Source organism: Streptococcus mitis (assembly GCF_946190335.1).
Lineage (GTDB): Bacteria > Bacillota > Bacilli > Lactobacillales > Streptococcaceae > Streptococcus > Streptococcus mitis_CH.
Genome location: NZ_CAMHZN010000004.1, coordinates 103,543 through 129,655, shown reverse-complemented (window position 1 = coordinate 129,655; position 26,113 = coordinate 103,543). Strand labels below are relative to the sequence as shown.

At 41.7% G+C, this 26,113-nt stretch carries 21 protein-coding genes; 3 read left to right on the top strand and 18 right to left on the bottom strand.

Annotated elements, in window-relative coordinates; translation table 11 throughout:
- Positions 1 to 50: 50 nt before the first annotated feature.
- The 4 genes from N8O43_RS07140 to N8O43_RS07125 all read right to left on the bottom strand — a co-directional run bounded on the left by N8O43_RS07140 (position 51) and on the right by N8O43_RS07125 (position 5,034).
- Positions 51 to 1,178 (bottom strand): restriction endonuclease subunit S, encoded by a 1,128-nt coding sequence (locus N8O43_RS07140; RefSeq protein WP_261223712.1) that lies wholly within the window; start codon positions 1,176 to 1,178, stop codon positions 51 to 53.
- The gene (locus N8O43_RS07135; RefSeq protein WP_261089882.1) at positions 1,178 to 2,173 is read right to left on the bottom strand and encodes a virulence RhuM family protein; all 996 of its coding nucleotides are present in this window, start codon (positions 2,171 to 2,173) and stop codon (positions 1,178 to 1,180) included. Before N8O43_RS07135 ends, N8O43_RS07140 begins: the two co-directional genes overlap by 1 nt.
- Positions 2,163 to 3,734 (bottom strand): type I restriction-modification system subunit M, encoded by a 1,572-nt coding sequence (locus N8O43_RS07130; protein WP_261089880.1) that lies wholly within the window; start codon positions 3,732 to 3,734, stop codon positions 2,163 to 2,165. Before N8O43_RS07130 ends, N8O43_RS07135 begins: the two co-directional genes overlap by 11 nt.
- 154 nt (positions 3,735 to 3,888) lie before the next feature.
- Positions 3,889 to 5,034: a bacteriophage abortive infection AbiH family protein gene (locus N8O43_RS07125; protein ID WP_261030380.1), complete on the bottom strand. Its 1,146-nt coding sequence runs from the start codon at positions 5,032 to 5,034 to the stop codon at positions 3,889 to 3,891.
- A 304-nt stretch (positions 5,035 to 5,338) separates the two neighbouring features.
- Here N8O43_RS07125 and N8O43_RS07120 point away from each other — a divergent pair, with 304 nt between their 5' ends.
- Positions 5,339 to 5,956 (top strand): TVP38/TMEM64 family protein, encoded by a 618-nt coding sequence (locus tag N8O43_RS07120; RefSeq protein WP_218757418.1) that lies wholly within the window; start codon positions 5,339 to 5,341, stop codon positions 5,954 to 5,956.
- A 319-nt stretch (positions 5,957 to 6,275) separates the two neighbouring features.
- Here N8O43_RS07120 and scrK read toward each other — a convergent pair whose 3' ends face one another.
- Together scrK and N8O43_RS07110 are read right to left on the bottom strand one after the other, a co-directional pair.
- Positions 6,276 to 7,163 (bottom strand): fructokinase ScrK, encoded by an 888-nt coding sequence (gene scrK / locus N8O43_RS07115; protein ID WP_000164310.1) that lies wholly within the window; start codon positions 7,161 to 7,163, stop codon positions 6,276 to 6,278.
- 148 nt (positions 7,164 to 7,311) lie between these two features.
- Positions 7,312 to 9,198 carry a sucrose-specific PTS transporter subunit IIBC gene (locus N8O43_RS07110; RefSeq protein ID WP_261089879.1) on the bottom strand — a complete coding sequence of 629 codons (1,887 nt, stop codon included), beginning with the start codon at positions 9,196 to 9,198 and terminating at the stop codon, positions 7,312 to 7,314.
- Positions 9,199 to 9,579: 381 nt separating this feature from the next.
- Here N8O43_RS07110 and N8O43_RS07105 point away from each other — a divergent pair, with 381 nt between their 5' ends.
- Both N8O43_RS07105 and N8O43_RS07100 read left to right on the top strand, forming a co-directional pair.
- Positions 9,580 to 11,034, top strand: a complete 1,455-nt coding sequence (locus N8O43_RS07105) for a glycoside hydrolase family 32 protein (RefSeq protein ID WP_261089878.1) — start codon at positions 9,580 to 9,582, stop codon at positions 11,032 to 11,034.
- Positions 11,015 to 11,980: a LacI family DNA-binding transcriptional regulator gene (locus tag N8O43_RS07100; RefSeq protein WP_084886730.1), complete on the top strand. Its 966-nt coding sequence runs from the start codon at positions 11,015 to 11,017 to the stop codon at positions 11,978 to 11,980. Before N8O43_RS07105 ends, N8O43_RS07100 begins: the two co-directional genes overlap by 20 nt.
- Positions 11,981 to 12,016: 36 nt before the next feature.
- On the opposite strand, the gene N8O43_RS07095 is transcribed toward N8O43_RS07100, so the two are convergent.
- The 12 genes from N8O43_RS07095 to N8O43_RS07040 all read right to left on the bottom strand — a co-directional run bounded on the left by N8O43_RS07095 (position 12,017) and on the right by N8O43_RS07040 (position 25,951).
- On the bottom strand, positions 12,017 to 13,291 hold the full coding sequence (locus N8O43_RS07095) for a hydroxymethylglutaryl-CoA reductase, degradative (protein ID WP_261050819.1): 1,275 nt from the start codon (positions 13,289 to 13,291) through the stop codon (positions 12,017 to 12,019).
- Complete coding sequence (locus N8O43_RS07090; RefSeq protein WP_261089877.1) at positions 13,291 to 14,463, bottom strand: hydroxymethylglutaryl-CoA synthase; 1,173 nt, start codon at positions 14,461 to 14,463, stop codon at positions 13,291 to 13,293. Before N8O43_RS07090 ends, N8O43_RS07095 begins: the two co-directional genes overlap by 1 nt.
- 113 nt (positions 14,464 to 14,576) lie before the next feature.
- Positions 14,577 to 15,026, bottom strand: coding sequence for a threonine/serine exporter family protein (locus N8O43_RS07085; RefSeq protein WP_020901615.1), 450 nt, complete (start codon positions 15,024 to 15,026; stop codon positions 14,577 to 14,579).
- Position 15,027: 1 nt separating this feature from the next.
- A complete protein-coding gene (locus tag N8O43_RS07080) occupies positions 15,028 to 15,786 on the bottom strand; it encodes a threonine/serine exporter family protein (RefSeq protein WP_061088331.1) in 759 nt (252 codons plus the stop codon).
- Positions 15,787 to 15,874: 88 nt separating this feature from the next.
- The gene (pknB, locus tag N8O43_RS07075) at positions 15,875 to 17,776 is read right to left on the bottom strand and encodes a Stk1 family PASTA domain-containing Ser/Thr kinase (protein WP_261089876.1); all 1,902 of its coding nucleotides are present in this window, start codon (positions 17,774 to 17,776) and stop codon (positions 15,875 to 15,877) included.
- Positions 17,773 to 18,513, bottom strand: coding sequence for a Stp1/IreP family PP2C-type Ser/Thr phosphatase (locus N8O43_RS07070; protein ID WP_261089875.1), 741 nt, complete (start codon positions 18,511 to 18,513; stop codon positions 17,773 to 17,775). The genes pknB and N8O43_RS07070 overlap by 4 nt, the downstream gene beginning before the upstream one ends.
- 14 nt (positions 18,514 to 18,527) lie before the next feature.
- Positions 18,528 to 19,841, bottom strand: a complete 1,314-nt coding sequence (gene rsmB, locus N8O43_RS07065; RefSeq protein ID WP_261089873.1) for a 16S rRNA (cytosine(967)-C(5))-methyltransferase RsmB — start codon at positions 19,839 to 19,841, stop codon at positions 18,528 to 18,530.
- Positions 19,834 to 20,769 (bottom strand): methionyl-tRNA formyltransferase, encoded by a 936-nt coding sequence (gene fmt, locus N8O43_RS07060; protein ID WP_261089872.1) that lies wholly within the window; start codon positions 20,767 to 20,769, stop codon positions 19,834 to 19,836. Before fmt ends, rsmB begins: the two co-directional genes overlap by 8 nt.
- Positions 20,770 to 20,781: 12 nt before the next feature.
- Positions 20,782 to 23,178 carry a primosomal protein N' gene (locus tag N8O43_RS07055; protein WP_261089871.1) on the bottom strand — a complete coding sequence of 799 codons (2,397 nt, stop codon included), beginning with the start codon at positions 23,176 to 23,178 and terminating at the stop codon, positions 20,782 to 20,784.
- Positions 23,179 to 23,243: 65 nt separating this feature from the next.
- The gene (gene rpoZ, locus N8O43_RS07050; protein WP_000979235.1) at positions 23,244 to 23,558 is read right to left on the bottom strand and encodes a DNA-directed RNA polymerase subunit omega; all 315 of its coding nucleotides are present in this window, start codon (positions 23,556 to 23,558) and stop codon (positions 23,244 to 23,246) included.
- A 24-nt stretch (positions 23,559 to 23,582) separates the two neighbouring features.
- Complete coding sequence (gene gmk / locus N8O43_RS07045) at positions 23,583 to 24,209, bottom strand: guanylate kinase (RefSeq protein ID WP_000775041.1); 627 nt, start codon at positions 24,207 to 24,209, stop codon at positions 23,583 to 23,585.
- A 128-nt stretch (positions 24,210 to 24,337) separates the two neighbouring features.
- Complete coding sequence (locus N8O43_RS07040) at positions 24,338 to 25,951, bottom strand: ribonuclease Y (protein ID WP_000404936.1); 1,614 nt, start codon at positions 25,949 to 25,951, stop codon at positions 24,338 to 24,340.
- Between the last annotated feature and the right edge of the window lie 162 nt (positions 25,952 to 26,113).

Genomic DNA, 26,113 nt, shown 5'->3' with positions numbered 1-26,113 from the left:
GCCAAATACCCACTGTAAAAGCTTGATAATAGCGGAGTTGTCCCACTCCTCTACTCTACTCTACTCTCAGTGTACTCGCCTTCGGCGACGAATGTCAAGAGCTTTTCTCGAAAATATTCGTACTGTTTTTGGCGTAGTTCAATCTCCTTGGGAAGTCCGATGTTGAGGTCATTACAAACCTTGTCAAAGTTGTCCAGAACTTGAACAATACGAGACTGGATTTCTAGAGATGGGTAAGGAATCCTAATGTTATTTAAATTTTGTTGATTTAACTTTGGTTGCGCTGCTCCAGTAATATATGGTGATAAATCTAGATAATTTAAATAATAGTTAACAAACTTTTGATTAATAATGTTGTCAAATTTTAATACATGAGCATGATTATTTACCCATGTTTTACCTGAAATGGAGAATGCAATGGGTGTTTTACGAACAACTAAATTTGCTCCATCCTCTGATATCAAAAGATAGTCTCCATCAAATATAAAACTATCAACATAATCTACTATTCCAGAAGCGCCATAATATGGATAAATACCTAAACTACGCCCTCCTTTTGCAACTGGCTTTCTCATGTTATCTAAATTTTCTGCCACTTCCCCCAGCGTCTTCCACTCTACCTGATAAACCTCGTCCTCAAAAGATAGGAGTTTATCTCGATAAAAAGAATATTGCTTTTTACGTGAGGTCAATTCTGAGGTCAATTCTGAGGTCAATTCTGTAACATAATCAGTGAATTTGTCAAGTATTTGCACGATTTTCTCTTGAATTTTTAGAGGAGGGATGGGGATTTTAACTTTATCAAGAATAGCTTGAGTCAAACTAGGTCTTGTTGGATTAGTTGCCATTTCTTCCAATTTGACAGTTGTTAAATAATAATAAAAATACTTTGGAATAATCTGATTTTCATCAATCTCAGTATAGTAAATGGTATCAACATTCCAGAAAGCTTTTTCTATATAGAACAAGTTAGAAATAGAACCTTTCCTAGGAATTAAAACTGTTGGTTTGTCATAAGAATAATCTGAGACAAATTCTCCCATTTCTCCACCACTTCCATATACTGGTACTTCCCCACTTGGAAGAGTTTTCCAATCCTTTCCATTCTTCAATATAGCAACATCTTTAAGTACTTTCCACTCAACGGGACAGTTCTGGATTTCTTCTAGGATGTTCATCACTTACCTCCTTCCTTGGCTAGATTTTCAATACTTTTGATTTCCTTGAGGTAATCTTTTTCAACTTGACTAAGGGTCTTGGCTTGGTAGCTCTTATATTCCTTATCCACCTTATGCTTCATCTGTTCACGAGAGATAGAACCACTGTTAGCTAGCAAGTCTTCCCCAGTAGCCTGAAGGATACGATCTACGTGAGCCACCCAGTCAGCCATGGTCATGATTTCTTCTCGCTCTGCCTGTCTTTCAGCAAAGTCTAGATATCCTGATACAAGCTGATTAAGTCCACGGAGTTCTTTTTCTGTCAGGTAGTTCTTGGCAACTTTTGCTTCGGATAAAGTAGGAAGGTCTCCCTTAAAAGTAGTCAAGCCCATAAACTCCTTTTCACTATCAACACGATTGTAGATGAGTTCGCTCGCAGTATTGTGGTGAATAGCATAATGCATCTTGTTTTGAACTGTCGCAAAGAATTTCTTTGCCTCTGGTGAATTTGCATTGTAGTCGCTTGATGTAGCAAAGAGATCCAAGACCTGACGGTAAAAGACTTTTTCACTTGAGCGGATATCTCGGATTCTTTCAAGAAGTTCTTTAAAGTAAGAGCCTCCACCCAAGTTTTTCAAGCGCTCATCATCCATGGCAAAGCCCTTAATCAGATACTCTTTCAAGACTGTCGAAGCATAGAGTCTGAACTGAATGCCACGAGGAGATCGAACTCGATAACCAATCGCCAAAATCATATCGAGATTATAGTAGGCGACATTTCGCTGAACACTTCTATTTCCCTCATTTTGAACTGTCAACTTATAGTTGACAGTTGCCTCTTCCGATAATTCTCCATCTTCAAAAATAGCCTTGATATGTTTACTAATATTTTGCTTGGAAGTTTGAAAGAGCTCAGCTAGTTCTTGTTGGGTCAGCCAGACCGTTCCATTATCCAAGTGAAGTTCAATAGCGGACTCGCCGTCATCTGTCCTATATAGAATCACATCATTTGCCATAGCTCAGCTCCTCTACAATCTTGTCTATCTCTGCACGCAAGTGGTCAATTTTGGCAACAGTCTCAGCGATTTCTTTATTGAGAACATCGATATCAATCTTCTCACGTGTATCTTCTTGTTCGACATAGGTTGATACAGACAGGTTATAATCCTGCTCTGAACCAATCACATCATTATCAACAAGAGCAGATTTATAGTCAACATTTTGATAATTAGAGAATAATTCAACTATATGTTCGATATTGCTATCCGTCAAAACATTGTTGTTAGTTTCTTTTTTGAATTCCTTACTCGCATCAATAAAGAGTGTTTTATTTTCAAGTTTATTCTTCGCTAGAACTAAAATCGTGGTCGCAATAGAAGTTCCAAAGAAGAGATTGTCTGGAAGGGAAATTACTGCTTCAACAAAGTTGTTATCTACTAGATACTGACGAATGGTCTTTTCAGCTCCTCCACGATAGAAAATGCCTGGGAAACAAACAATTGCTGCTCGACCTTTATTGGACAAGTGATTGAGACTATGCATGATAAAGGCAAAGTCAGCTTTTGACTTAGGAGCTAGTTTCCCTGCTGGAGCAAAACGGTCATCGTTTATCAGAGTTGGATCTCCATCTCCCACCCATTTGACAGAGTATGGAGGGTTAGAAACGATAGCATCAAACGGCTTTTCTTCCAGATGCTGAGGATTTAAAAGGGTATCTCCTCGCTTAATATCAAAGTTGTTGTAGTTGATATTGTGTAAGAACATATTCATACGAGCCAAGTTGTAGTTGGTCATATTAATTTCCTGACCAAAGAATCCGTCTTCTAGAATATGGTCTTCATATTGTTTTTTCATTTGAAGAAGGAGAGAGCCTGAACCACATGTTGGGTCATAGACCTTGTTAATCTTGTCTTTACCAACCATCACTAGTTGAGCCAACAGTTTAGAGACTGTCTGAGGAGTGAAAAATTCACCCCCACTTTTTCCTGCATTACTAGCATAGTTAGAAATCAAGAACTCATAGGCATCACCAAAGGCATCGATGTCATTTTCCTCAAAGTTGCCAAAGTTAATACTATTGATACCATTAAGAATATCAGAAAGACGCTTATTTTTTTCTGGAACAGTCCCACCAAGGATATTGCTTCGTGTATCCAAGTTGTCGAACAAACCTTTGATATCATCCTCTGATTTGAACCCAATCGCTGACTTCTCAATAGCTTGGAAAATGTTGGCCAAGTCTTCGTTTAAATTTTCATTTTGCGAGGCATTCTCGACAACATTTTCAAATAGTTGACTCGGAAGGATAAAGAATCCCTTATCCTCAACTGTACCTGGTTTAAAATCTTGCTCAGCTTCTTGGTCACTCAATTCAGCATAACGGAATTCTAAGTCGCCAGCTTCATGCTCAGCGCGGTCAAAATAATCGGCCATATGCTCTGAAATAAAGCGATAGAAAAGGATACCTAGGATATATTGCTTAAAATCCCAACCATCTACAGCACCACGAACATCGTCCGCAATCGCCCAAATTTTACGATGCAGTTCCTTGCGTTCTGTATTTTCTTTACTTGCCATTGTTACTTTCCTTATTAAATAAATGTATTATCTCTTCTATTTTATCATATTTTAAGAAAACCCACTCGAAGTGAGAAGAGCGAGTGGTATAGAAATGTTTTTAGATTAAGATTTTACAATTTTATTCTATAAATTCAATTATTTTTTGATTTTATTAAGATAGTAGAACATTTTTCATACCATCCTTATCATCACTCTTTATAAATACAAGATTTCGTTTTCCTGTTAACTCTACCAATTTTTCTTTACCAAGAATGATTGCAAGATTCTTAATAATCGAACGTTTAGCAAGCTCATCAAAATAAGTAAAAACAAATCGATAAATATATTTTCCATTCTCTGCTAATTCAAAACATTTTTGAAATATTTCCTTATCCAAAGGATCAACCGAGTGACCAAAAACAATAATATTCTTTGAATTTGGAAGTTGACCACCGAATGCATCACCTATATCGTAGAAAGTTCGTTTAAAAAATTCTTCAAATTTATTTCCAGTTTCCTTAACAACTCTTTGGTAATATTTCTGATAAGGAATTAAATCACTGTTGACATCATTTTCTTTGTCCTCAATTCCAAAGACCATAGTATTGATTCGACTGAAGGATCTATCTAAATCAATTCGGCCATGTATGAAATGAGTTCTCTCCTCAGAAGTCCCAAATAAATATCCTGATGTATTAGTATAATTAAAGTTTAGAACTGAAGAATTCGATAAATCTGATATTGCATCTAGAGCTGTTGGCTTTGCTTCAATCCTTCGAATATCAAAATCTATATAATCTAAATAAGACAGATAGATTTCTAACAGTTCTGTTAATAAATTTAACTGTTCAATAAAAATATAATTTAATTTGTTCAATACCAAATCTCTATCCAAAAACTTCCATTCATAGTGACTGTAGAGCGGAGCGAATACCTCTGCAATAAAGTATTTTGCGCTGAAATTAGTTTCATTTTTCAAACTATCTCTACTTTTTCTAATTGGATGTATGTCTGATAAATCATATAGTAATTTCATATTCTCTTTAAAATACATTATTGCATCCGCGAGTTGGGAAATCATTATTTCAATATTAGACCAATTTTCTCCAAGGGTATCTTTGTTTTCATTGATAAATTTCAAATATAAATTATCTTTGTATTTCTCAATACTAATATTTTTAACTTTTAGAAACTGCAGTAACTCCTCATCTGGATTAGAAAATAATTGTTTTTCAAACTCAATAAAATCGGTATATCTTGTATCTCGGTTCATCGCACGATCAAACCCGTTGCCTAATATTAAAATTGTATCTGCCATAAAATTTCCTCTTATATCTACATATAGTTAACTTTCCTAACAAACTTTTTATCACTTCAAATATAACATAAGCATATTTTTCAGTATCATTCTCTAAAATTATACCACGAAACCAAAAAAATCCTCATTAGAAACCCGCTTCTAAGGGGTTGTCTTTATCCTGTTTCTTGGGCTGGTTCTACTGGTTTGATCTTTTTATCTTTCTTGTTGCTAGTGATGAGGCAGCTCTTGCTATCAAAGACTCATTCCCCCTTTCTCCTTAAAATATGGTATAGTAGAAATATACTATCTATGAGGAGTTTACATGTCACAGGATAAACAAATGAAAGCTGTTTCTCCCCTTCTGCAGCAAGTTATCAACATCTCATCGATTGTCGGTGGGGTTGGGAGTTTGATTTTCTGTATTTGGGCTTATCAGGCTGGGATTTTACAGTCTAAGGAAACCCTCTCTGCCTTTATCCAGCAAGCAGGTATCTGGGGGCCACCTCTCTTTATCTTTTTACAGATTTTACAGACTGTAGTCCCTATCATCCCAGGGGCCTTGACCTCGGTGGCTGGGGTCTTTATTTACGGGCACATCATCGGGACTATCTACAACTATATCGGCATCGTGATTGGCTGTGCCATTATCTTTTATCTAGTGCGCCTCTATGGGGCTGCCTTTGTCCAGTCTGTCGTCAACAAGCGCACCTATGACAAGTATATCGGTTGGTTGGATAAGGGCAATCGTTTTGACCGTTTCTTTATCTTTATGATGATTTGGCCCATTAGTCCAGCTGACTTTCTCTGTATGCTGGCTGCCCTGACCAAGATGAGTTTCAAGCGCTATATGACCATCATCATTCTGACCAAACCATTTACTCTCGTGGTTTATACCTATGGTCTGACCTATATTATCGACTTCTTCTGGCAAATGCTTTGACATGTAAAAAATCCGTTTGGTTTCCCAAGCGGATTTTTAGAACGTAGATTGACTATAGCTTGATACTAAATATACTTTGGTATGAAAATCATATCTATTTTTCGATAGTGAGGCGAGGACTTACCTAGCCTTTCCGCCGTGATAGAAACACCTGAAATCTAATGATTTCAGGTGTTCGGAAACTTTGAGACATTAGGCTCAAAGTTTAGGTATGGAATTTCGAAGAAAGTCGCTACCGTCCGTAATCACTTAAGGAAAGGCTCAAAAATATTGTTTTCAACTACAAAATCCGTTTGGTTTCCCAAGCGGATTTTGTGCTTTATTTTGAAACTTCTTTTGCAAGGACAAAGTTCCCAAGTGTGGCAGAACCATTCCCTGCGACTGCTGGCGTCACGATGTAATCACGCACATCTGGTACTGGTAGGTAACCATTGAGAAGAGATGTAAATTTCTCACGGACACGGTCCAGCATGTGTTGTTGAGCCATGACCCCTCCACCAAAGACAATCACGTCTGGGCGGAAAGTCACTGTCGCATTAACCGCAGCTTGAGCGATATAGTAGGCTTGAACGTCCCAAACAGGGTTATTGAGTTCAATATTTTCCCCACGTACACCTGTACGAGCTTCCAAACTTGGACCAGCTGCATAGCCTTCCAGACATCCCTTATGGAAAGGACAAACACCCTTAAACTCTTTTTCAATATCCATTGGGTGTCTAGCCACATAGTAATGACCCATTTCAGGATGACCCACACCGCCGATAAACTCACCACGTTGGATGACACCTGCACCGATACCTGTACCGATTGTGTAGTAAACCAAGTTTTCGATACGGCCACCAGCATTGTTACGGGCAACCACTTCACCATAAGCAGAGCTGTTTACGTCTGTAGTGAAGTACATTGGCACGTTGAGGGCGCGACGAAGGGCACCAAGCAAGTCCACATTTGCCCAGTTTGGTTTTGGAGTTGTTGTAATAAAGCCATAAGTTTTTGAGTTTTTATCAATATCAATCGGACCAAATGAACCAACTGCAAGACCAGCAAGATTATCGAATTTTGAGAAGAACTCAATTGTTTTATCGATTGTTTCGATTGGAGTTGTTGTTGGAAATTGTGTTTTTTCTACAACGTTAAAGTTTTCATCACCGACAGCACAGACAAACTTTGTACCGCCCGCTTCCAAGCTTCCATATAATTTTGTCATGATAAACCTCTTGTTTTTATTTTCTTTATTATAGCATATTTCGAAAGTCTAAATTTCTCTATTTTTTAGATTTTCCTCTGTAAATCTTACCATTCAAGCAAAAACGAACAAACATGTCATTTGTTCGTTTTCATTTTGAGAGGATTAATTAGATTTTCACTTCAATCACAGCATCCCCCTTCGCAACTGAACCTGTTGCGACTGGAGCTACTGAAGCGTAGTCAGCTGTGTTTGTAACGATAACCATTGTTGTATCATCAAGACCAGCTGCAGCGATTTTGTTTGAATCAAATGTTCCAAGAACATCGCCAGCTTTAACCTTGTCACCTTGAGCAACTTTTGCTTCAAAACCTTCACCATCCATAGATACAGTGTCAATACCAACGTGGATCAAAACTTCAGCACCATCAGTTGTTTTCAAACCAAAAGCGTGTCCTGTTGGAAAGGCAATTGAAACTTCAGCATCAGCTGGTGCATATACCACACCTTGACTTGGTTTCACAGCGATACCTTGCCCCATAGCTCCACTTGAGAAGACTGGATCATTGACATCAGCAAGAGCAACAACATCACCAACGATAGGAGTTACAAGTGTTTCATTTTGAAGAGCTGCTGGAATGTTACCAGTTGTTTCTTCTTGAACCAAACGTTCTGTCTCTACTTCAGTAGCAACTTCTTTTTCATCCTCATAACCAAACATATAAGTAAGAGCGAAACCAAGAACGAATGATACAGCTACCATAAGAAGGTATTGGGCAAGTTGTCCGTTACCGATGTAAAGCATTGTACCAGGGATGATGGTGATACCATTACCAGTACCAGCAAGTCCAAGGATAGAAGCCAATCCACCACCGATTGCACCAGCAATCAATGAAAGGAAGAATGGTTTACGGAAGCGCAAGTTAACCCCGAAAATAGCAGGCTCTGTAATACCTAGGAAGGCAGAAAGAGCAGCTGGGAAAGCAAGTGTTTTTAGTTTTGGATTTTTAGTTTTAACACCAACCGCAACAGTCGCAGCACCTTGAGCTGTCATAGCAGCTGTGATGATCGCGTTGAATGGGTTAGCATGGTCAGCAGCAAGCAATTGAACTTCAAGCAAGTTGAAGATGTGGTGCACACCTGATACGACGATCAATTGGTGAACCCCACCGATCAAGAAACCACCAAGACCAAATGGCAAGCTGAGGATCGCTTTTGTAGCGATAAGGATGTAGTTTTCAACGACGTGGAAGACTGGTCCGATGACAAAGAGTCCAAGGATAGACATAACCAAAAGTGTCACGAATGGCGTTACTAAGAGGTCAATCACATCTGGAACAACCTTGCGGACAGCTTTTTCAAATTTAGCTCCGACAACCCCGATGATGAAGGCTGGAAGAACGGAACCTTGCAAACCAACAACAGGGATGAAACCAAAGAAGTTCATAGCTGTTACTTCACCACCTGAAGCGACTGCCCAAGCGTTTGGAAGTGAGCCAGAAACAAGCATCATACCAAGAACGATACCAACGGCTGGATTTCCACCGAATACACGGAAGGTTGACCACACAACCAAACCTGGCAAGATGATAAAGGCTGTATCTGTCAAGATTTGAGTGTAAGTTGTCACATCAGCTGGAAGTGTCATTCCAAGAGCAGTCAAGAGACCACGCACACCCATAAAGAGACCTGTCGCTACGATAACTGGGATGATTGGAACGAAAACGTCACCGAAAGTACGGATAGCACGTTGGAACCAGTTCCCTTGTTTGGCAGCTTCTGCTTTCATGTCATCTTTAGATGATGTTGGCAAACCAAGTGCAACAACTTCATCGTACATTTTGTTGACTGTACCTGTACCAAAGATGATTTGGTATTGACCTGAGTTAAAGAAAGCACCTTGAACTTTATCCAAGTTCTCAATCGCTTCTTTATTGATTTTTCCTTCATCTTTAACCATGACGCGTAGACGAGTGGCACAGTGAGCTACACTGTTGACATTTTCACGTCCGCCCAAGGCAGCGATGACTTTTTTTGCAATTTCCTGATTGTTCATTTGCAAAAATCTCCTTATATAAAATTTTGTTCTTGTTTGAAAGCGATTTTATCCGCCCTTACGACTATTATTTTATCATGTTTTAAAAATATGTCAAGCGTTTTGCAGAAAAAATATTCTATCCACTTAGTGGGCACGCTTTAGATTGATTGTTTTTGATTGTTTTATCAGGTATTCCTTGAAAAAATAAGTTTGTAATCTTGGTTGAAAAGGCTTTTATTTCATTATCTTTCATATTTTCTTGAAAAGTTGATTGATTTTCTTATTTTTATTTATGATAAACGTTTGACAGTTTTTTCTCTTTTTTAACATAAAAGGCTTGCATTTTTTATCGAAAACGGTTACTATTAAAAGTGATAAGATTTTTGGAGGAATGAATGAATGGAATGGACAACTGAGCGTCGTTACAGACTCTATCAAGATTGGACGCAAGAAGAAATTCAAAATATTAAAGAAAATATGGCACAATCTCCATGGCATACTCATTACCATGTTGAGCCAAAAACAGGACTTCTCAACGACCCAAATGGCTTTTCTTACTTTGATGGCAAGTGGATTGTTTTTTATCAAAACTTTCCTTTTGGTGCAGCCCATGGGTTAAAGTCTTGGGTGCAGCTTGAAAGTGATGATTTAGTGCACTTTACAGAAATCGGAGTCAAAGTTTTGCCTGATACTCCATTAGATAGCCACGGTGCCTACTCTGGTTCTGCCATGCAGTTTGGCGATAACTTGTTCCTATTTTATACAGGAAATGTTCGCGATGAAAACTGGATCCGTCACCCTTACCAGATTGGAGCTTTGATGAACAAGGATGGCAAGATTACAAAGATTGACAAGATCTTGATTGACCAGCCAGCAGACTCAACTGACCACTTCCGTGATCCGCAAATTTTTAACTTCAAGGACCAATACTATGCTATCGTCGGTGGACAGGACTTGGAGAAAAAAGGCTTCGTCCGTCTCTACAAGGCTGTAGACAACGACTATACAAACTGGCAAGCCGTTGGCAACCTTGACTTTGCTAACGACTGTACTGCCTACATGATGGAATGTCCAAACCTGGTCTTTGTAGGCGAGCAACCTGTCCTTCTCTACTGTCCACAAGGATTGGATAAGAAAGTTCTAGACTACGACAATATCTATCCAAATATGTATAAGATTGGGGCTTCCTTTGACCCTGAAAATGCCAAAATGGTAGATGTATCTCAACTTCAAAACATGGACTATGGTTTCGAAGCCTATGCAACTCAAGCCTTCAACGCTCCTGATGGACGTGCTCTAGCTGTTAGCTGGCTTGGTTTACCTGATGTTTCATATCCATCTGACCGTTTTGACCACCAAGGAACCTTCTCTTTGGTCAAGGAACTCACTATCAAAGACGGCAAGCTCTACCAATACCCAGTCGCAGCCATCAAGGACCTTCGTGCCTCTGAAGAAGCCTTCTCAAACCGTGTTCAAACCAAGAACACATACGAACTCGAACTCAACTTGGAAGTTAATAGCCAGAGCGAAATTGTCCTACTTGCTGATAAAGAAGGTAAGGGACTTTCAATCAACTTTGACCTTGTAAATGGTCAAGTAACAGTGGATCGTAGCCAGGCTGGAGAACAGTATGCCCAAGAATTTGGAACAACTCGTTCTTGCCCAATCGATAACCAGGCTACTACTGCTACAATCTTCATCGATAACTCTGTCTTTGAAATTTTCATCAATAAAGGAGAAAAAGTATTTTCTGGTCGTGTCTTCCCACATGCGGACCAAAATGGTATCCTGATTAAATCTGGAAACCCAACTGGAACTTACTATGAATTAGATTATGGTCGCAAAACTAACTGATGTCGCCAAACTTGCAGGCGTCAGCCCTACTACCGTTTCTCGGGTTATCAATAAAAAAGGCTATCTATCTGAAAAAACCATTCAAAAGGTCAATGAAGCCATGCGGGAATTGGGCTATAAACCCAACAACCTAGCTCGTAGTTTGCAAGGAAAATCAGCCAAATTAATCGGTTTGATTTTCCCCAATATTTCCAACGTTTTCTATGCAGAATTGATTGATAAATTGGAACACCAACTCTTCAAAAATGGTTACAAGACCATCATCTGCAACAGTGAGCACGATTCTGAGAAGGAACGTGAATACATAGAAATGTTAGAAGCCAATCAAGTGGACGGCATCATTTCGGGTAGTCATAACCTAGGAATCGAAGACTACAATCGCGTGACAGCGCCGATTATTTCCTTTGACCGCAATCTGTCACCAGACATTCCTGTCGTCTCCTCTGACAACTATGCTGGTGGGGTTCTAGCCGCCCAAACCTTAGTCAAGACAGGTGCCCAGTCTATTATCATGATTACAGGGAATGACAATTCCAATTCGCCAACTGGACTACGCCACGCTGGTTTTGCATCTGTTCTCCCCAAAGCACCTATTATCAATGTTTCCAGTGACTTTTCTCCTGTCAGAAAAGAAATGGAAATCAAGAATATCTTGACCCATCAAAAACCAGATGCCATCTTTGCTTCGGATGATTTAACTGCTATTCTAGTCATTAAAATTGCTCAGGAACTGGGAATTTCTGTACCAGAAGAGCTCAAGGTCATCGGCTATGATGGTACCTACTTTATCGAAAATTACTATCCTCAACTGGCTACTATTAAGCAACCCTTGGAAGAGATTGCCTGCCTCACTGTTGACCTCCTCTTACAAAAAATCGAAGGCAAGGAGGTCGCGACAACTGGTTACTTCTTACCAGTTACTCTTTTACCGGGAAAAAGTATTTAAGCACAAGAAAACTCAGACCGATTCGTCTGAGTTTTTTTATGATCTTAAGTTTTCGAGATAACGCTGGGCTGTCTCTAAGTTAAAGGTTTGATCTGCGATGAGGCGCTCGACTAGGGGAGCAACTTCAGATTCACTAGCACCTGCGAGAAGTGCCAAGGATTTGGCCTGCAATTTCATGTGGCCTTGCTGGATCCCTGTACTGACCAAGGCTTTCAGGGCTGCAAAGTTTTGGGCAAGCCCGATAGAAACGATAATCTGAGCTAATTCTTTAGCAGAAGGATTTCCCAGTAATTCATGACTTAGGGCTACACGAGGGTTGAGACCGATAGAGCCACCCTTGGTCGCTACAGGCATGGGCAGGGTCATCTCACCGAGCAATTCTTCTCTTTCCATGTCCAGTGTCCATTGACTAAGACCTTGATAGCGTCCATCTCGACTGGCAAAGTCATGGGCTCCTGCCTCAATGGCACGCCAATCATTACCAGTGGCAATCAAAATGGCATCAATACCGTTAAAAATCCCTTTATTGTGAGTAGCAGCTCGATACGGATCAGCCTGCGCAAACTGGCTAGCCAAGGCTATCTTCTCTGCAATTTCTCGTCCTTGATCCTTTTGGCGGCTCAAGTAGCGAAAGGCGATGCGACAGCTTGCAGTCACCAGAGAATCGGTCGCGTAGTTAGATAGGATTCCCATGAGACTTTGTCCCTGACTGAGTTCTTCTAAGACTGGTTTCAAGGCTTCCAGCATGGTGTTGAGCATATTGGCTCCCATGGCTTCTTGGGTATCAACATGGAGATAAACAACAAGGAAGTCTGTTTCGCCTTTTATCTGTTCTACATGCAAATCACGCGCCCCACCTCCTCGTTTAACGATAGAAGGATAGGCTTGATTGGCAAGTTCCAAGAGTTCTGCTTTCTTGCTGGCAATCTGCACTTGCGCTAGATCAGAATCATCAACTTGATAAAGGGCTACCTGTCCAATCATCTGACGCTGATGGACTTGAGCAGTAAAGCCACCTGCACGCTTGATGATTTTGCTGGCATAGCTGGCCGCAGCAACCACAGAGGGTTCTTCTGTCACATAGGGAACTGTGTATTCCTGACCGTTGACGAGGACCTCTGGGACCAGCGAATAAGGCAGAGAAAAAGTTCCCACTACATTCTCACTCAGCTGGTCTGCCACAGTCACACTCATCTGTTCATCCTGCTCCAGACTCGCTTGTCTCTCAGGACTAAGGAGCGCCTGAGCTTTTAACAGCTCGAGGCGCTCTTGGTATGATTTTTTAGAAAATCCATTCCAACTTATCTTCATTATTTTTCAACCTTGCTATAACGGCGTTGGTGGTCGACAATTTCAACCAAGGCATAGTCTTGATTTTCATAGCCAGTAAACTGGGCAGAATTTGTTTCATCCAAGTCCACTTCCTCAAAGAAGACTTTTTCATAGTCAGCAACAGACAGGGCAGTTCGTTGGTTGAGCTTATTCAAACGGTCTTTATCCAGATAAGCTTCATATCCTTCAACCAATTCACCACTGAAGAACTCAGCCACAGCACCACTTCCGTAACTATAAAGGGCAATTTTATCCCCAGCCTTCAAACTATCTGTATTTTCCAAGAGAGACAAAAGTCCAAGGAAGAGGGAACCAGTGTAGATATTCCCCACCTTTTGACTGTAGAGAATAGACTGGTCAAAATGCTTTTGCAAGAGGTCTTTTTTCTCTTGAGGCAAGTTCTTATCCATGATTTTTTTCAAGCCTTTTAGAGCTAATTTAGGATAAGGCAAGTGGAAGCAAACAGCCGCAAAATCATCTAAAGTAAGCTGGTAGCGTTTTTGGTATTCAAGCCAAGTCGTTTTCAAACTATCCAAGTATTGTTGGGTAGAATAAACACCATTTACATAAGGAGTTGTTGAGTAATTTGGACGCCAGAAATCCATGATGTCACGAGTCTGGGCCACATTGTCATTATTAAAGGCCATAATGCGTGGATTTTGTGTAATTAACATGGCCACACTTCCAGCACCTTGAGTTGGTTCTCCTGGAGTTTCAATACCGTATTTGGCAATATCACTGGCAATGACCAAGACCTTGGACTCTGGAGAATTTTCCACATGCAATTTGGCATAATGAAGGGCAGCTGTCGCTCCATAGCAGGCTTCTTTAATCTCGAAACTACGAGCAAAGGGCTGGATGCCAAGCAAGCCATGCACAAAGACGGCTGCAGCTTTACTTTGGTCAATTCCTGACTCAGTAGCCACAATGACCATGTCAATTTCTTGTCTCTCTTGCTCAGTTAAAATAGAATCACTTGCACTGGCCGCCAAGGTCACGATATCCTCAGTTAGGGGCGCAATACTCAATTCCTTGAGCAAGAGTCCTTTGCTTAATTTTTCAGGGTCAATTCCCCTCGCTTCTGCTAAGTCTTGTAATTTCAAGACATATTGACTGGTCGCAAAACCAATCTTATCAATACCGATTGTCATATTTACCTCTGTTTTATCATTCATTGTAAAAAATCGTTCTATACTATTTTATCACAAATAGCAGTAAAAGAGAGAAAAAAGACTTGATTCACCAAATCAAGTCGCTTATTATTCTAACCATTATGCTGTTTTCGTAAGTGAGAATAAAGTCTGAGAATCACTGTTCCGCTAGCCATTCCAATGGAAATCACCAAAGCCAACATAACAACCAAGGTTGCACTAGCAATGGCATGACTGTAATCTCCTGTCACAAAAAAGGCAGTTGTCCGATAGGAAAGATAACCCGGAACCAGAGGTGCCAAGATGGCCAAGATAAAGACCACAGCAGGTGTCTTATAAAGAATACTTAAAATCTGGCTGACACAAGAACCGATAATGGCTGCAATAAAAGTAGCCACAATAACATTGGTCGGTTCCTTGAGCAAGAGATAGATTAGCCAGACAGCCATGCCCAAAATCCCTCCAGGTAAGAGCATAGAGCGTTGCACATTGAGTACGATTAAAAAAGTGATAATAGCAAGAAGACTTGCTACTGCTTGTAATAAAAAGGTTGTTAGTGTCATATTAATTCATCAATACCAAGGCGACAGAAGTTCCCGCCCCTAAAGCAAGGGTAATGAGCAGGGATTCAAACATCTTACTCATACCAGAGTTTATGTGGTTGGTCATAATATCACGAACCGCATTGGTCAAGGCAATCCCTGGTACAAAAGGCATGACCGCACCAGCTATAATCAAATCTGCCGTTGAAGGAAAGCCTGTGTAGCGAGCCCAAAACTGGGCTATCATCCCAAAAACAAAGGCTCCAGCAAAGGCTGTCACAAAGGGAATTCGGATAAACTTCTCTACATAGAGGGAAAAGGCAAAACCAAATAAGGTAGCCACTCCTGCCCCAAGTGCGTCGTAGATATTTCCACTAAACATAATCGAAAAGAAAGGAGCACTAAAGGTTGCAGCCAAAGTTACCTGCAACTTAGTATAAGGAAGGGGCTGGGCTTGCAAGGCCTTCAATTGCTTGAAGGCTGTCTCTAAATCAAGATTTCCTCCTACCAACTGACGAGAAATTTGGTTCACATCACAGACTTTTTCGATGTTATAAGAAGATGAGGTCACGCGTTTCATTCGCGAAATATTGGTATTTTCAATGGAGAAAAAGATGGCAGCAGGCATGGCAAGAACATTGCAATCCACAATCCCCTGTGAATGCGCAATCCGAATCATGGTATCTTCTACACGATGAATCTCTGAGCCACTTTTGAGAAGAATGGTTCCAGCTAACATAATCACATCGATGACGGCATTTAATTCTCTTGATTCTTCCATACTTTCCTCCTTTTATCAACTTCCTCTATTCTATCACAAATCTGGAGTCAAAAAAAATCTTTGCCATGAAATCATGACAAAGATTCATTTAATTACGTGAATTTTCGTGGCTTCCCTCACTACTTGATTGATTAGTAGAATGAGTATCTCCTCGTTGATTTCCTTGCTGGTTCCCCTGACTTGGTGTTGTAGTAGAACCTTGGTTGCCACGTTGGGCTGGTGCTGATGATGATGTTGACGGCGGTGTTTTCGGTTTGTAAATTGAAATCTTGATGCGTGTCTTATTCAAATCTACCTTTTCACCTGCTCTTGGACTCTGTTCAACGACGGTACCTTCAGCAGTTCCGGAAGGAGCTGTGGTAACTTCTACAACTTCAATGTTGGCTTCTTTAATACCGACAATTTGAACGAGATTATTTTTAGTAAATTCAAGACTAGATCCTATATAACTTGGCATAGCAACGCTGGTTACTTTCTTAGCAATAGTTAAAGTAATTGTTGAGGCCTTACTCAAATCATAAGTTGTTCCAGCTGACGGGCTCTGTCTAAGAACTGTTCCTTCTTCACTCTCGCTTGATTCTTCTTCCTCTATCTTGATGAGATTTTCAGGTACCTTCTTCTGCTTGAGTTCTGCGATAACATCGGTCGATTTACGGCCGATATAATTGCTCAATTGGAAAGATTGCTTACCTGATGAGACAACCAAATTGATTTTCGTTCCTTCTTTTCGACCAGTTCCAGCGTCAGGATCTGTACGGATAATCCGCCCTTCTTCCACCTTTTCACTAGCCTCTGATTTCTCCTCGCCAATCTCAAAATTGGCTTTCTTGAGGGTTTCCTTGGCTTCCGCCACTGTCTTACCTGCCACATCTGGAATGGCAATGGTTGCAGGAGTTCTGGATAGTATCCAAATAAGAGAAGCTGCCACCAATACAATGCTGGCCAACAAAATCATATAGCGAACTCTAAATTTCCGTTTCTTAACAGGCTTGGTTGCGTAATTGTCCTCTGAAGCCTGCTGACTCGGCTTCGCAGTCTGTGGCTTTGGACTTTGTGTTTGCACCTTAGGAATCGAAGTCAAGGTACTTTGTGGAACTTTAGGAAGAGTCTTGGTGTCAGCCTTAGTGGTATCATTAAACACCAATTTAGGCTCATTGCGACGATTATAAGACAAACTACTAGACAAGTCCACATACATCTCTGCAACTGACTGATAACGATCTGTCAATTTCTTGGCAGTTGCCTTGATGACAACATTCTCTAAAGCCTGAGGCACAGATGGATTCTCAGCTATAACCGATGGCAATGGTTTCTGGAAATGCTGGAGGGCTATGGTCACTGCACTATCCCCATCGTAAGGGATATGTCCTGTCAACATCTCATAAAAGATGATCCCCATGGCATAGATATCACTCTGTACAGTCGCTTTAGAACCACGCGCCTGCTCTGGTGACAAGTAGTGAACCGAACCAAGCATAGAGTTGGTCTGAGTCAGACTCGTCTCTGCAAAGGCTACCGCAATCCCAAAGTCTGTGACCTTGGCAGTCCCATCTGGTGTCAAGAGGATATTTTGAGGTTTCAAATCACGGTGAACAATGCCTCTAGTATGAGCTAAGCGCATAGCCAAGAGGATTTGTCCCATGATTCGGACCGCTTCTTCATTTGAAAGAGGGTGATGTTCCTTGATATAGCGCTTGAGGTCAAGTCCTGCTACGTACTCCATAGCTAAGTACTGTTGACCGTCTTCCTCACCAATATCTGTTATCCGAACGATATGAGGATGGTCTAGATCTGCCATAGCTCTCGCTTCACGCTGAAAACGAGCTACAGCTATTGGGTCCGTCTGGTAGTTGGTCCTCAGGACCTTCACTGCCACTTCTTCTCCATCTAGAATTAAATCCTTGGCCAAATAGACATCTGCCATGCCTCCTCGGCCAATCTGTTTCACAATCCGATAGCGTCCGGCAAAAATCTTGCCGATTTGGATCATTCTTCATCCTCCTCGTTCATAGAAACAAGGGCAACCGTAATATTGTCTAAACCTCCTGCATTGTTAGCAAAACGCACGAGCGTCGCTGTTTTATCTGACAAAGGAATATCACTGGTTACAATATCACAAATCTCACTGCCTGAAATCATGTTGGTTAATCCATCGCTATTAAGTAGGAGATAATCTCCTGTCGCAAGGGTAATCATTCCAAAATCAGGCTGAATTTCGTCTTTTTGACCAATTGACTGGGTAATAATATTTTTCTGTGGGTGGCTAGCTGCTTCTTCAGGTGTCAATTGACCAGCCTTGAGCAATTCATTGACCAAAGAATGGTCGCTTGTTAACTGGTGGTATTCCTCTCCACGAATCAAACCGATACGAGAATCCCCAATGTGGGCATAGATAGCCTGATTGCCAATAATAGCAACAGCTTCTAGAGTTGTTCCCATTCCTTTATAGGCATCATCTTGTCCCAATTGGTTAATCTTTTGATTTTCAATCTCAAGGTTGTTAGCAAACCATTCACGCACTTCATTAACTGTATCAATTTGAGTATCTACCCAAGCTACACCTAGGTCTGTTACCGCCATCTCACTAGCGATATTCCCTGCGCGATGACCTCCCATACCATCAGCTAGGATAATCATAGTACGTCCAGCTCTATTGACATAATGGTTGACATAGTCTTGGTTATTTGTTCGTTTCTGACCAACATCTGTTAATAATGAAATTTCCATGTGTTAGTTCCTTCCTAATCCGATATCTTGCGAAATTGACTGATGAAGAATCCATCACTTCCATACAATTCAGGGGTGATGAGGATACAGCCATCTTTCATGATATCCTTACATTCATGTTCTAGTGTTACTTGCTCAAATTCAGGATGACTTTCTAAAAATGCCTGTACGACTTGAAAGTTCTCCTCTGAGACAATAGTACAGGTACTATAAGTTATTATACCACCTTTGCGTAGTGTTTGACAAACACTACCTAATATTTCTAGCTGAATTTCCTGCAAGGACGCGAAATCTGCCGTTTCTTTATTGTATTTGATGTCTGGTTTACGGCGCAAAAGACCAATTCCTGAACAGGGAGCATCCACCAAAATCTTATCAAATGAATTCTGACCAAAAAACTCATGCACTTTTCTGGCATCTAATTTTTGCGTTTGAACCCTGTCTGCAACTCCCAGACGTTGGGCATTTTCTTGGATTAAATCCAACTTGTGGTCGTACAAGTCCAGAGCAGTAACCTGACCTGTCGTGAGATAAGAGGCTATATGAGCTGTTTTTCCACCCGGAGCCGCACAGGCATCTAGAACCTGCTCATGCCCTTTTAAATCAAGCGTCGGAGCAACAAGCTGACTGGACTCGTCTTGGATGGTAATGGCTCCATCCGCAAACAAATCATGGCCTGCAAAATGCCCTTGCTCCTTCACAAGACCAGAGGGAGACAAGGATGAAACACTGGCCTCCAACAAAACTTGGATTTCTTCTTTTCGTCCTAGGTCCGTTACACGAATACTGGCCTTGTTTCGCACCAAAAGGCTTTCAAAGATAGCTTGCGCTCGCTCTTCTCCGTATTCTTCCTTGAGCTTGGCAACTAGCCAAACTGGGAGAGAATAGGCAATGGAATCACGCTTGTTTTTTCGTTTTATGCTAGCAATATCTGGCCAGCCTTCACGCAGAATACGACGAAGGACGGCGTTGACTAATTTTTCACTGCCTTTTTTACGGACTTTGGCCAATTCTACTGCTTCATTGACCACAGCATGATCTGGAATCTTGTCCAAATAGCGGAGCTGGTAGGCACTCATGAGAAGAAGGACGTAGAGCCAGCTGTCTAACTGATCTCTGTCTTCAATAAAGTGGGACAAGTACCATTCCAGAGTCAGTTTACGGGCTACTGTTCCATAGACCAGCTCGGTCGCCAAGCCCTTGTCTGCTACAGAGAGCTGACTTCCCTTGAGATGCTTATTTAAGGCGATATTTGAGTATGCTTGATTGATAAAAACATCCTCTAATACTGCTAGGGATAAACTTCTAGCTGTTTCTACTTTAATCACCAAATCGTTCTCCTACTGTCAATGTGCGTCCAACTCCGTTGAGGAAGGAAGCAATGTCCATCTTAGGTTTACCAGCTGGCTGCACTTGTTTGAGGGATAGAGCCCCTTCTGCCGTTGCGACAATCAATTCTTTCTTGCCGATAGAGAGAATTTCACCTGGATTTCCCTTACCTTCTACTGGTAGGGCTTCATAAATCTTAAAGCGGTCGCCCTTAAGGAAAGTATGGGCAACAGGCCACGGATTCATTCCACGGATTTGGTTAAAGAGTTGACGATTGCTTTTAGTCCAATCTAGTTTTTCTTCTTCTGGCTTGATATTTGGCGAGAAAGTAACCTGACTTAGTTCCTGTGGTTCAGGTTTGATGTCACCAGCAATGTAGCCAGGCAAAGTATCCAAAAGCAAATCACGACCAACTAGCGCCAATTTCTCAAACAAGGTGCCGACATTGTCCTCATCCGTGATAGGAATACTGCAACGAGAAATCATATCTCCTGCATCCATTTCCTTAACCATTTCCATAATGGTCACACCAGCTTCCTCATCCCCTTGAATCAAGGCATAATGGATAGGCGCACCACCACGATGTTTAGGAAGAAGAGAAGCGTGAACATTGACAGCAAAGTCCATGCTATCAAGGAGTTTACTTGGGAGAAACTGGCCAAAAGCAGCAGTCACAATTCCATCTGCTCCTAACTGCATAATAGCTTCCATCTCTGGACTTCCAGATAATTTTTCAGGTTGGTAGATAGGAAGTCCTGCCTCTTTGGCAGCCTGCTTGACTGGGGTTTCTTGGATCACTTTTTTACGACCAACAGCACGGTCTGGCTGGGTCACAACGGCTAGAATTTCGTAACGGTCATCTGTCAAAAGTCCTTTTAAAACTGTTGCTGAAAAGTCGGGTGTCCCCATAAAGATTAATTTTGTCATATCTTCTCCTTCTTATAAAAATTGCTGCGGCTCATGGTCAATGCTGAGACGGAGCTCACTATTTTCCCGTTCTTGAGTCAAGGCCAAGACCTGGTTGAGGGTCGGACTTAGCTCATCTTCTAAACGGTATTTAATCAAAATCTGGTAATGATAGAGGTTGTGGGTACGAGCAATCGGTTTTGGCGTCGGCCCAAGGATGTCACTGGTTTCAGACAAACCTGACCGCAAAATATTCATGACTTCATAGGCACGTTTGACCACCTCTTCTTCCTTCTTGTGAGAAAGGGTAATTCCAATGGTGAAATAGTAAGGTGGATAACCAAGTTGTCGTCTAATTCCCATTTCATAGGCATAAAAGCCTTCGTAGTCCTGATCCTTGGCAAATCGAATAGCATAGTGCTGCGGATTGTAAGACTGAATCAAGACCTGACCAGCTTTTTCAGCACGACCTGCACGGCCTGCCACCTGAGTCAAGAGCTGGAAGGTTCTCTCAGAAGAACGGAAATCAGGCAGATTCAAGGCTGTATCGGCATTTAGAACTCCGACCAAGGTCACATTGGGAAAATCCAATCCCTTGGCAATCATCTGAGTACCTAGTAAAATATCTGCTTCCCCTCGTCCAAACTGGTCAAGAAGAGCTTGGTGACTGCCTTTCTTTCGAGTCGTATCCACATCCATCCGTAAAATACGGGCCTGGGGAAAGAGTTCTGCCAGCTCATCATAAGCCTTCTGAGTTCCCGTCCCGTAGTAACGAATACTTCGACTCTTACAGTTAGGACAGACCTGAGGAATGTCCTTAGAAAAACCACAATAATGACAATTCATGGTCTTGGTATCCATGTGCAAGGTCAAGGAAATGTCACAGTTAGGACAAGTATCCACCGTCCCACACTCCCGACACATGACAAAGCTAGAATAGCCACGGCGATTGAGCATGAGAACTACCTGCTCTTTTTTAGCCAGACGGTCCTGAATAGCTTCTAACAAAGGGGGCGTAAAGTTTGATGTCTCATTTTGTCCGATATAGTCTCGAAAGTCAATTACTTGAACCTCAGGGATCCTAGCTAAAGGATTGGCGCGTTGGGTCAGACGTAAATGTTGATAGACACCTTTGCCAGCCCGAGCACGGCTTTCCAGACTAGGAGTTGCTGAACCAAGAACCAATGCCGCTTGATTGTATTGGGCCCGTAAAATAGCCACTTCTCTAGCATGATAACGGGGATTGCTGTCCTGCTTATAAGTCGCTTCATGCTCTTCATCGATAATCATAACACCCAGATTTTTCAGCGGAGCAAAGATGGCCGATCTGGCACCCACAACAACTTGAGCATCGCCACGTTCCACTTTGCGCCATTCATCATACTTTTCACCATTGGACAGGCCTGAATGAAGAATGGCCACTTTCTCACCAAAACGAGCAATAAAACGCTCGGTCATCTGTGGAGTCAAGGAAATCTCAGGCACCAGCAAAATAGCTGTCTTGCCTTTGTCCAAGGCCCCTTGGATAATCTGCAAATAAACCTCGGTCTTCCCACTTCCTGTAATCCCTTGAAGGAGGAAGGGAGGCTGATGACTGCCAATCGCACTGACAACCGCATCACGCGCCTGCCTTTGCTCTGGATTCAATTCCAAAGACTGACTTGTTTCAATTCCTTCAAAATAAGCAGCCGAGCGTTGAACTTCCTTTTGGACTATGGTCACAGCACCTTGTTCTACAAAGAAGTTGACTTGCTCCCGCGAGTAGGACTCTAACAAACTAGCCAAAGAAGCACTCTCTGGATGAGACAGCAAATAGTCTCTCAATTCCAACTTTTTCTTGGCGCGTGCAGAAATCTCGACACTTTCTAATTGAGCAAGATTCACCTCATACCAAGACTGGGTCTTGACCTTCTTTTGATCGACTGCCTGATATTCCAGACCAAGCAGGCCTTTTCTAGTCAAATGCATCATTTCAGCTTGCTTAGCTAAATCCAGAGAAGAAAAGGCTAGCGAATCTTCTGAACCAAATAGACGCTCTCGGTCTTCCTGACTCAGACCTGCCAGAGGATAGAGAATCTTGTCGTAGCTAGAGTTCAGAAATCCTGGTAGCATAGCCTTGAGGATGGAGATTTTGTAGGAGAAGACGAACTTGCGTAACTCCTCAGCCAGCCAGAGTTGTTCTTGCGTGAGAACAGGAGAAAAATCCAACACCTCCGCAATATCTTTTAAATCTTGCTCCATCTCTTCCTCATCTGATTGAGACTCCAAACCAAGAACAATCCCTTGAATCAGGCGATTGCCCTTACCAAAAGGCACATGGACCCGCATCCCAACTTCCAGCATTCCCTCAAATTCCTCCGGAATCCTATAACTATAGGGTTGGTCCGTCTGCATCAAGGGCACATCCACAATAATTTTAGCTACAGCCATCTTCTCACCTCCTCCTTGTCAGTACATTCTTGCAATAGAAAAAATAAGATTGAGTCCCCCCAACCTTAAATTTTTTCACCATCTTCTTTTTCTTTAGCGATTTGCTCTTTGATTTTCTTTTCTTCTTCTTCTTTGCGGCGTTTTTCTTCTTCGATACGGCGACGCACTGCTTCACGTTTTCCTTCTGGGTCTGGGTGAATTGTAACGTTTCCTGATTCGATTTCTTCTAAAGCACGAAGAGTTGATTTTTCAGACTTGAAACCTTGAGTTGCTGGCGCACCTGCTTCCAATTCGTGGGCACGTTTTGCTTCCAAGATTACGAGTGAATATTTTGATGGAACCTTGTCGAGCAAGGTATCAATAGAGGGTTTTAACATCATTTGCTTGTACCTATTTTCTAAATTTTATCGGGTAGTTGGAGATTTTGGTAACATCTCCTGATAGTGACCAATGACACGGTCCACACGGAAGTGCTCTGCTTCGATCACACGTTTGACACGCTCAGCAGCTAGGGGCACCTGATCGTTGACAATCGCATAATCATACTCACGCATAAGCGCAATTTCTTCCTTGGCTTTTTCGATTCGTTGGGCAATCACTTCTGCACTATCTGTTCCACGACCTACCAAGCGGTCTTGTAATTCATCCAAATCTGGCGGTGTCAGGAAGATAAAGACAGCATCTGGAACCTTTTTCTTGACTTGAAGAGCTCCTTGAACTTCAATTTCAAGGAAAACATCGATCCCCTTGTCCAAGGTTTCATTGACATAGGTCAGAGGAGTGCCATAGTAGTTGCCGACATATTCTGCGTATTCCAACATCTGTCCTTGACGAATCAGCTCTTCAAACTCTTCGCGAGTACGGAAGAAATAGTCAACACCGTCCACTTCTCCAGGACGTTGTGCGCGTGTCGTCATCGATACAGAGTATTGAAATTGGTTTTCAGAACTCTCAAAAATCTCTCTTCTAACCGTTCCTTTTCCAACCCCTGAAGGACCAGAAAAAACGATTAGTAAGCCTCGGTCTGCCATTGTGTCTCCTTTAGTCAGTCTGTGAAATAACATTTCTCTAGAATAATGACAAAAAGCCAGATTATCCTTTACAGTCTTTCTATCTAGTGTAACAAAAAAGCAGTAATTTTTCAACTGCTCTTTCTTATTTATTTAGCATAATCTACTGCACGAAGTTCACGAATCACGGTTACCTTGATATTTCCTGGGTAATCGAGATTGTTTTCAATTTTCTCACGAACTTTATGAGCCAAGATTGTGACTTTGTCGTCCTTGATTTGTCCTGGATTGACCATGATGCGGATTTCACGTCCTGCTTGAAGGGCAAAGCTAGTTTGCACTCCTTCAAAGCCGTTAGCAATTTCTTCCAAATCATGAAGACGTTTGATGTAGCTTTCAAGAGACTCACTACGAGCACCCGGACGGGCTGCACTCAAGGCATCTGCTGCGGCAACGATTACTGCAATTACGCTTTCGGCTTCAACGTCGCCGTGGTGACTAGCAATGGTATTGACCACAACTGGGTGTTCCTTATATTTACGAGCCAATTCCATACCGATTTCAACGTGGCTACCTTCAACCTCACGGTCAATAGCTTTCCCGATATCGTGAAGGAATCCAGCACGACGGGCAAGAGCCGCATTCTCACCAAGCTCGCTGGCCATAATACCAGCCAACTTAGCGACCTCAATCGAATGACGCAAGACATTTTGTCCATAAGAAGTACGGAACTGCAAACGTCCCATAATCTTCATCAAGTCTGGATGAAGGTTTGGCGCACCAATCTCATAGGCTGCTGCCTCACCGTATTCACGGATCTTATTGTCAATCTCTTGACGGTTTTTCTCAACCAACTCCTCGATACGAGCTGGGTGGATACGACCATCTTTGAGCAACATTTCCATAGTCATACGGGCAATTTCACGACGAATCGGATCAAATCCTGACAAGGTCACCACTTCTGGTGTATCGTCGATAATCACATCGACCCCTGTCAAACTTTCAAAGGTACGAATGTTACGACCTTCACGACCAATAATGCGTCCCTTCATAGTATCGTCTGGCAGGTGAACCGTTGAGTTAGTTGACTCCGCCACATATTCACCAGCTATACGTTGCATAGCTTGAACCAGGATGTCCTTGGCCATTTTGTCAGAACGTTCCTTGACCTCTTGCTCAGCTTCACGAATGCGACTGGCAATCTCCTTGGTCAAGTTTTCCTCTGTCTGAGCCAAGATAATATCTCGTGCTTCTGCCTGAGACAGAGCACCAATACGCTCTAGTTCTGCTTCTTTTTGTCTTTCGACTTCCTCTAATTGCTCTTCACGCGCATCAAGGTTTTTCGCTCTATCAGAAATACTTTGTTCTTTTTGTTCAAGTGTTTGTTCTTTACTCGTCAAATTGTCGTCCTTACGGTCAAGGCTGGTAGCTCTCTCTGTCAAACGACTTTCGATTTGTTTGAGTTCTTGACGTTCTGATTTGAATTCAGCGTCCACTTCTTCACGGTATTTTCTGGCTTCTTCTTTGGCCTCCAATAGTGCTTCTTTTTTAAGAGACTTGCTTTCACGCTTGGCTTCATTAACAAGTAAATCTGCTTCACGTTCAGCTTGTCCACGTAAATTAGTTGCTTCTTGTTCAGCATTTAAAAGCATCAACTCTGCAGCTTCCTGAGATGATTTCATCTTGGCTGAGATGCTGACATATCCAATGACTAAACCAATGATGACGGCAAAAACAGCAATCGCAAGCGACATGATCTCCATGTTTTTACCTCATTTTATTGTTATTCCGAATGACATACATTCTTTTACATTCTACCATAAAAAAGTGATTTTCACAAACCTAAAATAGAATATGTTTTGGGTAAATTAAAACACATTTGCTAAAATAAACTTCTTGTTTAGAAACAGTAGTTTAGTAGAGAT